Genomic DNA, 13,349 nt, shown 5'->3' with positions numbered 1-13,349 from the left:
ATTATCAGCCAGAATGAATCAACTCTGATACCGTAGATACCCACCGCATGGCCTCTATTCGCCCGCTTTTCCCGGTTGCCAGGCTTGTGATTGCTGTTGTAGTGACCATAATTCAGCGTAAAGCCCTTGATGCTGAATAAGTGCCGAATGGTCCCCTTCTTCAACAATCTGCCCGCTATCCATAACAATAATGTGATCAACATACTGAATAGAAGACAATTTATGCGCGATCACCAGCACAGTTTTCCCTCGGATTAAGGCTTGCATTGCCAACTGAATATCTTGTTCATTTTCTGGATCGAGTGATGCGGTTGCCTCGTCTAAAATAATCAAGGGCGCATCTTTTAATAAGGCTCTGGCAATAGCCAGCCGTTGTAACTCCCCACCAGATAGATGCACACCACCCGCCCCGACCTCGGTGTCTAACCCTTCGGGGAGCTTATCAAGCAATGGCAAGAGTTGTGCTGCACGGCAAACCGACAGCAACTGTTCATTCGTAGCATCAGGGCAGGCAACCCTTAAATTATTGGCGATTGTCTCATTCAACACATAGCTTTTCTGGAATACTACGCTTAAATAGCACTGCCAATAGTCCACATCTATCTCTGCAAGACTCATTTCATTAGCCTTATCACCAACAAATATATGACCTTGTTCAATATCCCAAAAACGTGCAATTAATGATGCCAGTGTTGATTTCCCCGAACCAGAAGGCCCGACCAATGCGGTAATCTTATTTTTCTCTATCGTGAGATTGAGATGATTAAATAGCAATGGTTTATCTGGATATGAAAAAGAAATATTATCCAACCGAATCCGCATATCAGTAATGTTGGGGCGTAAATTACCATGAACAAGTTCAGGAATAGCAAAAACCTTTTCGACTCGTTCTACAGCTAAACCAAAGTAATTTAACTCTGCCAAAAACATCGACATGTTGAGTAAAGGACGAAAAAACCGCACTGCTGCAATTAAAAAAATTAACACTTCAGCCAAGGGGAGCCTCTCCCCTACCCAGCCCCAGGTGAGAGCAACCAACAAAACAATAAAGCCGCACTCAATCAGCAAATTAAAACTGTAGATCGGCCATACACCGGCTTTTTCTGCCGTTAGCGATTGCTGATAGGTGGTCGTTAATACCTGTGATAACCGCTGAAAAGCGCTCCCTGTCATACGGTAAGCTTTTAACTCCTTTAAACCATCAATGTATTCCATCAGGGCATCATTAAGTTTAAACATTAATAGCTGCATATATTCCTGCCAGCGACGGGCATAACGGCGAGTCAAAACATATGCACATACCGCCAAGGGTAACGTTGAAAGCATGGCTAACGCCATGCGCCAATCTTTTAGCAATAGTCCTAAGGAAAAGAAGCAGAGCACCGAAGCGGTCGCAATAATGGGCGCATAGAGATGAGTGAAAATATTTTCGATCATATCAATGTCTTTTAGCAGCGTATTATTGACACTGCTCATATCCGAACGATAGAAAAAACCCATCGGCAAGCGTCGTAGGTGCTCACCAAGACGTATTCTAATTTTAGCCCCTGCATCGAACCCAATAAGGGCGACATGGAAATACAGCACCCTGGCTAATACCACCCGGACCAACATCAATAACCCACAAAATCCGGTCAGCTTAAGTTGATAGATGGCATCAGGATGAGAGGACAACATATCCAAAACAATATAATAGAGAAAAGCATAGGGTAGCGATGCCAGAAAAGCATCAATTATGGCAATACCGACCATGCCTTTCAGTCCCTTTAAGCGGCCTCCGGTTAACGTGCTTAAACCTGATAACTTAATCATAAGAGACCACCTTGGCATCCATTCTTGGCATCCGTTGAGAAATGCCATATTTTTGCGGCCTGATGCGCAGCCCACATGTTTTGATAAAGGGAATTGGTTGCCAGTAAAGTTTGATGAGTTCCCTCGGCGACTTTTCTCCCCTCGGCCATCACGACAATATGATTAACGTGTATTAGCGTATTGAGGCGATGCGCAATCACAATGACCGTTTTGTCTTTAATGAGATCAGAAAGTGCTTGTTGAATACGAGCCTCGTTACGGGCATCCGCATAAGCGGTTGCTTCATCCAAGAGTACGATAGGGGCATTTTTCGCAATAGCGCGGGCAATAGCGATACGTTGTGCCTGCCCACCACTCAATGTCTCGGGGCCAATGACCGTTTGGTAGCATTCGGGGAGTTGTTCGATAAAGTCATCCGCACAGGCCGCTTTTGCGGCATTGATGATTTCCGCGTCAGTCAGTGAATCATTCCCCATCCGGATGTTATTTATGACCGTATCATTGAAAATAAAGGTGTCTTGAAATACAAAAGCGGTCAGAGACATGAGCTGTTCGAGTGGTAGTATCTCGATAGGGATATCACCAATACAGATATCACCGCATTGATACTCATAGAGACGAGGAATCAACTGTACCGCTGTGGTTTTCCCTGCACCAGAAGGCCCCACCAGTGCGGTTATCTCCCCCTGTTTTGCCACAAAAGATAACTGCTCAAGGGTATTATCTTTAGTGCCTGGGTGGTGAAAACTGACCTGATTGAAACGGACATCATAGTGTTTAATCAGCTGTGGAGTTTGCCCTTCCCGTTGAGGCTTCGCGTTAGCAAACTCACGAATATTCTCCACCCCTTTGAGTAATGCACTGAACAAGTTACCAAAACGTAACAAGTTATACAGTGGCTCCATCAGGCCAATACCCAGCAACATAAACATAAAAATCACGGCTAATGTCACTTCCCCTTGGGAAAAGAGCATGATGCCAACAGGCATAATGCACAATAAACCAAGATCTAAAGAGAGCTTAAACAGCGCGGTTGCCGTGCGGGTCTCTGTTAACCACTCCCTGACCAGTTGATTATGTGCATTCACGGCCTTGGTATAACGTTGATGGGAATTGACCGTCATATTGAATGCTTTCACCAATGGCATGCTTTTGACGAAATCCACGATGCTGGTGTGCAAGTCAGCAATCACCTGATAATAAGCGCTAATACGCTGATTAAATCCTTGAAACATCCAACATTGCAGCAGGCAAGCAATAGGTAGTGGGATCAGCGCCACCAGCGCCAAACGCCAATCAAAGAAAAACAGTAAAATTGCGGCGGCAATAGGCGTGACAATTGCCGCCGCCATATCGGGTAAATGGTGAGCCACAAAGGTTTCAATACGCCCAATATCATCAGAAATGATTTTTTTTAATTTCGCGGTAGTGTGCTGGTGGCTGGCGCTCAACGGCAAACGCCCTACCCGTTTAACAACCTGTCTACGCAATTCAAATAACAACTGAAAAGCAGCCTGATGGGATAACAACCCTGAAGCTAATTGCAAAGTAACCTTGCCAGCCAGCGCGAGTACCGCCATCCCCACCAGCCACCAGAGCTGAGAAGTAGCAGCCAAGGGGGGGTAGAGAAAATTCGCAATTAATTGATAGACTAAAACATAAGGTACCAATGATAGCAGAGAGTAACCGACCGCCAGTATCATAGAGAGCGCGAGCCGTTTATGTTGCGTGCTCAGCAGCCGTATCAACCACCGAAACGCACTTGCTTGCGTGTCCATTACCCTATCTCCACGGTGTGGCGATCCTTTTGGAACCCCGCATAAGCCGATTGACTACGACGGAAACAATAGAGGGTCAATAAAACCACGAAGAAAGCACAGACAGCGGCAAGCCCAAAGGCATACGTGAACCCCAAGTAATAGGCTAATGTGCCACTGAGAACCATTGCAACACTGCCACCGAGGACTTCACAACATTGCAGCAAGGTAAAATCAGTACCCGGCTGAACGATACCTTGCTCCTTGTCACCTTCGCTCCAGCACATAAACCACGCAAAGATCGATACACAACAAAGATTAAAAAAGAAACCTTCCAGAATGAAAAAGACAAAAACAGGCAATGAATTGTGAGCGGAAAAATAGAGTGATAATGTCATCCCCAACCAACACAACATGCTCCCCAACAAGCCAAAGATCGTAAGCTGTGGGCTGGAAAACCAGCGATGTAGTACGCCTGATAAGATCGCGCCCACGATATAGCTGATAATCAAGACCCCTCCCGCCAGCAGTGCTATTTGATCCAGACTTACGCCCATATCCACTAATAATGGGGAAACCAAAGCGGCACCCATGGTGCTGGCAAATTTGAAGGAGACCGCCATAACAACGATTGGCCCCCAACCTTTACGGCGAAATATCTTCCACAGCGATGCACTGCCGGGTATCACCGGCAATTTATTTTCTGCTGTAAACCGCCCTAGATGAAACATAAAAGGAAGATGACAAAGTACCTGTAACAACAAAAACCACCACACGGTGACGGACCACCCCCAAACACTGAAAACATACAAGCTAACGACACCGCCTAATAACATGCCCAAACTAAACCCAGCGATTTGGCTGACATTCACACGAACGTGGCGACTCCCAGCAAACACCCTCACGGCCAGTGCATCCACAGCAACATCCTGGCTGGCATAGAAAAAATTAATCACCGTAACCAGTAATAACAGCGCCAATACTTGTGTGTCTGGTGCAAAAAACCATAGCAGCGTCATGGCAATCAAAGAGCACACTTTACAGAGTTGAATCCATGCCAAACCGGTGGGTAAGCACCTAAAAAACCAAGGTTTATGGTTTTCAATAAATGACGCCCATAGAATTTTAAACGCCCAAGGCAGCATACTCAGCCCCACCAAACCAATCAGCCTCATATCGGCCCCCAAGGATCGTAAAATGCCCGGCAGGGCAAAGATAGCCAACCCGAGAGGGACACCTTGCGCACAATACAATCCAAATAGACTGAACAATCCAAATAAACTGGACAACCCAAATAAACTGGTAATATTTGCGTTATATTTCATCGTGATACTCCTTGCCTTCCTTGCTTGATTGCTGCGCGGCAACAGACTGGTTGATGAATGCCAATAATTTTTTTGGGGCATGATTAAGATAAAAGTGCCCACCGGGGAACACCTGTAGCCGGAAAGCCCCCTTCGTCACCTGACACCACTCACTCATTTGCTTTACCGACACTTCGGTATCCTGCTCTCCCACGCAGGCAATAACCGAACAATTCAACAGTTCGGTACATTGGCGCTGGTAGGTTTCTATCGCTGCGAAATCAGCCCTAAAAATAGGTAATAGCAGGTCTTTCAGTTCTGGCTGTTGGTAATCCAATGCGCTGCCACCCAATTGGGTGATTTTGTTCAAGATACTCACATCACTCTGGCGGTAAAAATCTGTATCAGTATTTTTATGCGGAGATAATCGCCCGGAGACGTACAGCGTTGTAATGCCTCTCCCCACCTTTTGTAAACGCAATGCCACCTCAAAAGCCAAAGCGGCCCCCATGCTGTGGCCGAAGAAAAACGTGTCGCGCATAGGCAGGTAAACGTAGTTCTGAGCAATGACATCAGCCATTTGATGCAAATTGTGCAATAGCGACTCATTAATCCGCCCCCCATGCCCTGGAAGTTGAATGGCATACAAGGCGGTGTCCGGTGGAAGATCCGTTTTCCACGGCAGGAAATACTCCGCTGAACCACCTGCATGATGAAAACACACCATTTGCTGACGAGTTCCCGGTTTTATCAATCGAAAAAGGCGTTCAATCATCATGCTCTCCCTGCCATTGAGATAAAAATGTCGCCACCTTGGGTGACGCCATCACAGGATCGTCAAAATGCACACTTTCTGGATTACCGACTTTTTCCATAAGTGTTTTCCATACCTGTGTCAGCGAGAGCAGGGATTGCGCATAAGCAGGTGACGAATGCTGCTGTTGCTCGATAAATTCTTGCAGAGCATGACGTATCGCCGAGGGCCACTGGTGGTGCAATACGCCTAACAGATTGTCACTTTCCTGTGAAAAAAGTTGGCTCAGAGGGGGAAGAAAATAGTGCGGAGCGTCATCGGGGTCGATAATCTCACGACAGCCAAAAGAGGTTCTCACCCTCGGAATATAAAAATAGGGGTTCCAGATAACCGGCCCATGTGTATTGACCAAGAGTAGATTGCCACTAGGCAACCCCACACACAGGCGGTGCATGATATGAAAATGGTTATCAGGATCGGCTGGGTCTAACTGATTTTGCAAGTTTAAGGTAAGGGGGATACCAGCAATCACGCCCTGTATCTGGGTATATGGCGCTGGGTTTTCCAGCAGTGAACACAGTAACTCGTCACCGCCTGCCACGTTAAAACCATAAGGTGAAAAACGCCCCCCCAATACACGCCCGATGATATCCAGCAACCCACAAATGACTTGAACCCCGCAAGTTGCCTCAATAAAACACGGCTTTTGGGTTTGCATGGCCTCGTGCAAATAGGCGATAAATTGGCGTACTGCGGGCACATGGGGATAATGCGTATTCACCTGATAATGGCAGCTCTGTTGACGAGCTAACTTTAGGCACTCCACCACATCCTCAAGACAAACGGGGTGCTCTTGCAATACTGAAATGCCCCGTTTTAATAACGCCTTCGTGATTTCACTGCCTTTCCCCCCCACGATGGTGGAGCGGATCACCACACAAGCCATATTTATATCATCAGGTAATTCATCAACATGATGATATAGCGGGACACCATAGGTATCTGCTGATTGCCTTGAACGCTCACTTCCTTGGGCGAGAATACCCGTTAACTCTCCTCCCTCAAAGGCCGTCTTAAAGGCTGAGAGATAAACCTGCCCAAATAATGTGCCGCAGACCACGATTTTCTGAGGTTGGATCATAGTTCCCCCTCCTGAAAATCCACCGCGTTATTATCGAGTTGACAGTGGATATGGAAATGGCTGAATAAAGCCAATTCATTAAGTTGTGACAACAACACCTTGATGGGCAGTATGCCCGCTAACCAATACAATCCCACACGGTGGGTACATAACACTTGGTGGGTGACTAAGGCGGCAATGGTGCCCGTCAATTGATAGCTGTTAGTAAAGCGGATTTGAAGTTGCAATACGGCAGGCTGCCCAGCTAATAACCCCTTCGCTACCATAAAGAGATGCTGCTGCTCCCCCTCTTGCCTCGTCAACTGTTGGCTAAATTCTATCAGTGTTTGAGCAGCCGCCCCTCCTTCCCCGCCAAGCCCAACGAGTAGGCGTTGATCTGCGATCAGGTTATAAGCAGCAAGATGGGATAACGAGTGCACGGTTACCAGCCGCTCATGTTCAAAACTGAAATAAGGCAGAGCATCAAATAGACGTTGTGCTGTTGGTATCGATACCGCTTTTTTCAGACTCTCTTTATATAACCCTCCGTCATACCACACATAACCGCTTTTACCCTGTGCTCGGTCCGTGTATTGGCTGGACAGAAAATCTTGGGCAGAAGTAGGCGTAAAGGCCTCAATACCTCCGCTGTAGACCGTTAGCTGAGTCACAGGCGATAAACATTCAACGGCATACCGCGGTAACATGGCGGCCAATCCAGGAATAAACCCAGCCCCCAAGACACAGGCCGAGGAGGCCGCCGCCATAGGCACTAATAATGTTCGCTCGATAACAGGATCTCCTGCCACATCCACATAATGTTTCCCCTTGGCTAATGCAGTCAGGGCAATATGTGCTTCGATATCAGAGGCAGGGCCCGCTGCGTTTAACACTAAATCCACCTGACGGCAGCTATCAGCAAGGGCTTTATGATCAAATAGGTCTAATACAATATGATGGGGATGATTAGGATGCTCCCGCCTCCCTGCGGTGAGCACCCGATAGCCTCGCTTAGATAATTGCGCGACAGCCGCTTGCCCTACGGCCCCCTGCCCACCAACCACCAATATAGTTTTTGGCTGGCTCATCCCCGCGCTCCTCTACACAGTTCAAGATGCTGAATGAGTGGTGAGACATTATCTGCTGACAGGCAAGTAAAGTGATCCCCTGGTAAGGTGAGGCTGCTTATCTGCCCAATACAGTAAGTTTGCCAAAATGCCGTCATATCTTGTTGTAAAGCGGGCAGAAGGTAGGTCTCCCCCTGTTGGCAAACAAAAGTCATATCCCCGGCAAAGTAGTTTGGCTGGTATTGGCACACGCCTTGGATACTGTGGCGGAACACATCAAACTGCTGGCGAGAAACGTGGGACGATGCTACTGAGTGCTGTTCAATCGCCGTTAGCAATTGTGATAAACGCACCTCATTAGATTGTTGTTGAATACAGGTGTACTCATTTGCCAGTGCTGTTAACCCATTCGCCTTTGCGCGTTCAACGACGGCATTCACGGTAATCACAGCCGGTTTATCGGCCAAAATGGCTTGATAAACATCATCCAAATCAGCCTTCAGCAAATTCCAAGGGGGTTCAACACCTAATGTCCAGCTCATCACCAAATCAATCATCAAAGGATCGTTGATGTGATATGGAATTTGATAGCTACTGATAATGGTCAACGAACTTACCGGCCTTCCCTTTTCCAATGCCTGCCGGGCAATTTCAAAAGCCAGTAGCCCCCCCATGCAATACCCCACTAAATGGCACTGATCACCCACCTTCTGGATTTCAGGTAGATAGGTACTGGCTAACTGACAGATTAATCTCTCTGAAGGAATCGAGAGGAAAGAGGCGCTGTCGGTAACGTTGACCCCATAAACAGGGCCAGATAATTTATCGACTAAGGATAGATACGGTAATAAGGTACCGCTCCCTTCGTGGAGGATGACCACCGGTTCCTCTGCTCTTTCTTTCAAACCCGATCTTTCTTTCAGGCACGTCACCGCCATTTGGGGGCGCTGACTCTCGGGTTCTTCATCCCTGATATTGCGTAGATAAGCCGCCAATGCCCGCGCGGTAGGTTGCTGTAAAACCTGCCGTAGGCACCCCTCCCATGGCACCTTATCTTCACCCAAGACTTCTCGCACTTGGTTAATCCACTGAGTAATCAGCAGTGAATCACCGCCGCTGGTGAAAAAATCATCATCGACCCCCATGGCATTATTGCCTATGAGGGTACGACAAAGAGAAAGCAACGTATTCTCCAGTGGATCATCCGTGTCCTGCCTGGCAGGGGCTTGCCGTTGTTGACACTCAGGTAACCGTGGTAACTGTTTGCGATCTATTTTCCCATTGGCAGAAACCGGCAGTTTATCCAATATGGCCAGTTTAGCTGGCACCATATAGCCCGGTAATTGTTGCTGTAAATACGCCAATAATGTATGAGGTTCGCAAGACATTCGCTGGCTATTAAATTGTGCAAATATAAAACTTTGCCCCATTTTATGTAAAACATCATCCGTGGGTGGATAGGCCCATAGCATTTCTGCCCCCACATCCTGTAGTGCATGCATCCAGCTTTGTTGTGGTAAAAAGGGAGAGTCCAACGCAAGGCGCTCATCTTCAAATGCCGTTAATCCCTGTTTAAATTCCATGGATGTCATAAGCTGATAATTGTCCCGCGTGGCTTCAATGATTAGTAACCATCCACCAGGAGCTAGCAACTGACGTAAGTTATTCAATCCATGGCGGGCAATAATCGCGTTATGCAAAACATTGGCTGCGACTACCAAATCATACTGTCCGCAATTTAACCCTTGCTGTATCGGTGACTGGTTAAAGTCAAACAGTTGATAATGGATAAAGTCATAATGTTGATAGCGCTTTTGGGCTTCATTTAAGAAAAAAGGCGAGATATCGGTGAAGGTATATTCCGTGACCCCCTCGGCTAATAGAGGGATCAACACATTACTGGTTCCACCTACGCCAGCCCCTATCTCTAGCACCTTTAAGGCCCGCCCTTGAGCCTGATTCTTTACCTTCTGCTCCGCGGCATTGAGTAACAGGCGGTTCATAAACTGGCTGATGAGGTTGTTTTGATAAGCCTGTGTCGCGACGTCAAGGCGGCCATCGGGGAAAAGAAGATTTAGGGGATCTTCTTTGCCCTGTAAGAGTTCAGGTAAACATTGGCTGCTACGCTCCAGATAAGTGAGCAACCCCCTATTATCATCAAGCTGTGTAATGAGTTGCTCACATTGCTGCCAGCAAATCCCAATATCCTGCTCCGCGACCACACTGATTAAGCGATAAGTATCATTAACTTGTTGAAGGTATTGGTGCTGTGTCAGCGCCCGTAACCAACGACGTAATAATTGACGATTTACCGATGCGACTTGGCCTTTTTCCATAATGGCATCCAGTGTCACAGCATGATGTGTATTCACCGTTTGCATATCTGATAGAGCTTTAACCATCTGCATTAATGCCACTTTATCCAGTAAGCTGAATAACGTGTCTATGCGCGCTCTATCCAGTGCATCCCCCGCTTGTTGGGCAACAGACTGAATATGTGCCAGTGCAATTCGCCCCTGTTCACGAAGTGCCTGGGTATAGGCTGAAGTAGCAGAAACCTGTGCCGCCTCAATATAAGCCTGCAATTCTGTATGTGTCGTTTGTGTAGCCAGCATGACGACAGCCTGCGCCACCTGAGGTAATTTCAATAACTGTGATTCAATTTCGCCCGTCTCAACACGATAGCCACGTACTTTAATTTGGTGGTCAAGACGCCCTAAAAATTCAATGACACCTTCTGAGGTATAACGCCCTAAATCTCCGGTTCGATACCAACGCAGACCTTGTGTATCAATGAAGAAATGCGCTTGTGTTTTAGCCTCATCCTGCCAATAGCCTTGAGCTACCCCTCGTCCCCCGATCAACAACTCCCCCGCCCCCCAATCCGGGCAATCCTCTCCCCAAGGGGTTACCACTCTAAATTGTTGGTTGGTTAACGGAACACCATAAGGAATACTGACGGGGTAGGTTACTTGAGGATCCATCCGCCAGTAGTTCGACCAAATCGCCGCTTCGGTCGCACCGCCCAATGCCAATTGAGTACAATGTGGCGCAACCTGTGCAATCTCTTTAGGTAAGTTAACGGGGATCCAATCCCCGGAAAGCAAGATATAACGCAGCGATGGTAGCGTTATCTGCTCGGCCAGCAGATAGTCCGTTAACATCTTCATTTGTGCAGGAACCGAGTTCCACAGGGTTATCTGGTGATGGGCAATGTCATGCGCCCAACGGGCCGGATTCTGTAGGTCACCCTCATCAGGGAAAATCAATGCCCCTCCGGCCCCCAACACACCAAAAATATCAAAAACGGAAAGGTCAAAACTTAAACGTGCCAATGCCAGCACGCGATCATCAGGGGTGAGGGCTATCCTCTGTTGCAGATCGGCAAGGGTGTTATAGGCCGCATCATGGCTGATCATCACACCTTTCGGTTGGCCTGTACTCCCGGAGGTGTAAATGACATAAGCCAGATCATGAGGCAAGGCCATTGTTTTTGTCTCAGTGGCATCAGGTATCTGTGCTAATAGCGACAGATTGATCTCCCTAAAATGGGCATCAGCCAAACAGGCTTGTGGCGATGCCGTCACCACCCCACTGACCGCCGCATCGGATAATATTTTTAAAATCCTCATGGGCGGTTGGTGGATATCCACCGGCACATAGGCACTTCCCGCGATGAAAATCCCCAACACCGCCACCACTTGCTCATGGCGTTTTTCCATCAATACGGCATAGCGCTGGTGACTATTAAGCTTAGCGGCCAACGCCTGCGCACGGGTGATTAAGGCCGCGTAAGTAAGGCAGTGTTGTGGATCCACCAGCGCAATGGCCTGTGGTTGCTGTGCTGCGCGGGCTAATATCCCATCATGAAGGCAACGGGGTGTCAGTGTTTTTTCCGTAGCATTGACCTGCTTGCGCCGTTGCTGTTGGCTCTCGGGCAAGGGCAACGATAATGCTGAATGCCAAAACAAGGGCGAGTCACAAAGTGCCTCTCCCGTGCCGACCTCCTCCATACAGAGGCACTTAACACGATCAATACACTCAACACGGTCAATACGCTCAACACTGTCAATAAACGTAGAAAACATGGCGGCGACGACGCCTTTGGGGAAAATATCGACCATCACATCCCAATTTAGCTGTAACCTCCCTTGTAACACCATGATTTGACAATCAATCCAGACCTGCGGCGTTTGGCTAATACCATAGTCGAAAACCAGATCCAGTTGGGTCTCGCTGATCGCTTCTTGTACCTGATTTTTGCCCTCTCCGACTAAAGCACTGGTAAAAACGATGGGCATTCTGGCGTGCCCCACGCCTTGTTGCCGCCCCCATTCACGCATAACTTCAATGCCAGAAAATGTTCGGTGCTCCAGATCTTGCCAAAGCTGTCGCTGGATCTGTTTAACTCGCTCACACACCGTCTTTGGTGAGCGTAAATCGACTTCCAATAAGCTGACTGAGGTAAAATCACCCACCAATTTGTCGATATCTTTATGAATAGTGGGACGATTCATTATCGTGAGATTCAAGGTAAAATGGCGGTTCTCCGACCATCGACCAATCACTTCACTAAAAACAGTGAGTAAAAATGCTGACGGTGAAACACCTTGTTGCTGGCAACCTTGCTGTAAGCGCTGCCAATATGAAGGGGGGAGTTGATGACTATAACGGACAAATCGCGGTATTTCTGACGCGTTTGTTTGCATCACCGGTAATTGTGGGCATGCCGGTAACGTAGGGAGTCGAGAAAACCAATATTGGCGCGCATCACCATAGGCACGCCCACTCTGTTGTTGGCGTTCATAGTAAATCACATCTCGGAAACTCGCGGTCAGTGGGGCTGCGGGGAAAGTTTGCCCGAGATACCCTTTGAATAATTCCGCCAATAAAATCTGTACGCTAAGGAAATCAGCAATCAGCAAATCAATACTGAAATGCAAACAATCTTTACCGTTCTGATGACTGATTTTGAGATCAAACAATGGCCATTTATCGGTTTGGTAAACACGATGAGACATAGCCTGACGCACGGTTTCTGATGAAGCATCAACCTGATCAATCACGAAAGGCGCGACAGAAGGCAGGATACGCTGCTCACCATTTGGCGTGATAATGGCTCGCAACATATCATGGCGAATAATCATCTGTTCCCAGACACATTCCAGCTTCGCTGTATCCCAACAGGGTGCGAGGATCTCAAAATAGCCATGACATCCAACCCCGCCATATTCAAACACGCTCTGCCGCCCAACAAAATAAGCAGCCTGTACATGGCTAAGCGGAAAAGCCACAAAGCGGTTTTCTATATCGATATGCAGGGTTTCTTGCTGCTCCCTCACGGCTAAAATTGCCACCAATTGAGGTTTTAGCGCTTTTAAAGACGCAATCACTGCCCCCGTCATGACCCCTTCTGGCGCACGAAATTTGATGCTTTCGCCCTCTAACCAGAAACGAACCTCCTGTTGTTCAAGGTTCACGAGTAGATCGATGGCCCGTGTTGCTGAAGATGAATCCATATTTATATTCACATCC

General features: G+C 47.7%; 7 protein-coding genes. All 7 read right to left on the bottom strand.

What is annotated here, in order from left to right:
* Positions 1-54: 54 nt before the first annotated feature.
* Genes AC971_RS18770 through AC971_RS18740 form a run of 7 tightly spaced genes read right to left on the bottom strand, consistent with a single transcriptional unit; the run spans position 55 to position 13,345 of the window.
* The gene (locus AC971_RS18770; protein ID WP_025381329.1) at positions 55-1,812 is read right to left on the bottom strand and encodes an ABC transporter ATP-binding protein; all 1,758 of its coding nucleotides are present in this window, start codon (positions 1,810-1,812) and stop codon (positions 55-57) included.
* On the bottom strand, positions 1,809-3,590 hold the full coding sequence (locus AC971_RS18765) for an ABC transporter ATP-binding protein (RefSeq protein WP_025381330.1): 1,782 nt from the start codon (positions 3,588-3,590) through the stop codon (positions 1,809-1,811). Before AC971_RS18765 ends, AC971_RS18770 begins: the two co-directional genes overlap by 4 nt.
* A complete protein-coding gene (locus AC971_RS18760; RefSeq protein ID WP_025381331.1) occupies positions 3,590-4,894 on the bottom strand; it encodes an MFS transporter in 1,305 nt (434 codons plus the stop codon). Before AC971_RS18760 ends, AC971_RS18765 begins: the two co-directional genes overlap by 1 nt.
* A complete protein-coding gene (locus tag AC971_RS18755) occupies positions 4,884-5,648 on the bottom strand; it encodes a thioesterase II family protein (RefSeq protein ID WP_025381332.1) in 765 nt (254 codons plus the stop codon). Before AC971_RS18755 ends, AC971_RS18760 begins: the two co-directional genes overlap by 11 nt.
* The gene (locus AC971_RS18750; protein WP_025381333.1) at positions 5,641-6,768 is read right to left on the bottom strand and encodes a Gfo/Idh/MocA family oxidoreductase; all 1,128 of its coding nucleotides are present in this window, start codon (positions 6,766-6,768) and stop codon (positions 5,641-5,643) included. Before AC971_RS18750 ends, AC971_RS18755 begins: the two co-directional genes overlap by 8 nt.
* Entirely contained in the window at positions 6,765-7,835 is a 1,071-nt protein-coding gene (locus AC971_RS18745) for an NAD-dependent epimerase/dehydratase family protein (RefSeq protein WP_025381334.1), read from the bottom strand. The genes AC971_RS18750 and AC971_RS18745 overlap by 4 nt, the downstream gene beginning before the upstream one ends.
* A complete protein-coding gene (locus AC971_RS18740; protein ID WP_025381335.1) occupies positions 7,832-13,345 on the bottom strand; it encodes a non-ribosomal peptide synthetase in 5,514 nt (1,837 codons plus the stop codon). Before AC971_RS18740 ends, AC971_RS18745 begins: the two co-directional genes overlap by 4 nt.
* Positions 13,346-13,349 lie beyond the last annotated feature (4 nt).

It is taken from the genome of Yersinia similis (assembly GCF_001053095.1).
Classification (GTDB): Bacteria; Pseudomonadota; Gammaproteobacteria; order Enterobacterales; family Enterobacteriaceae; genus Yersinia; species Yersinia similis.
This window is presented reverse-complemented; position numbering and strand designations above follow the sequence as displayed.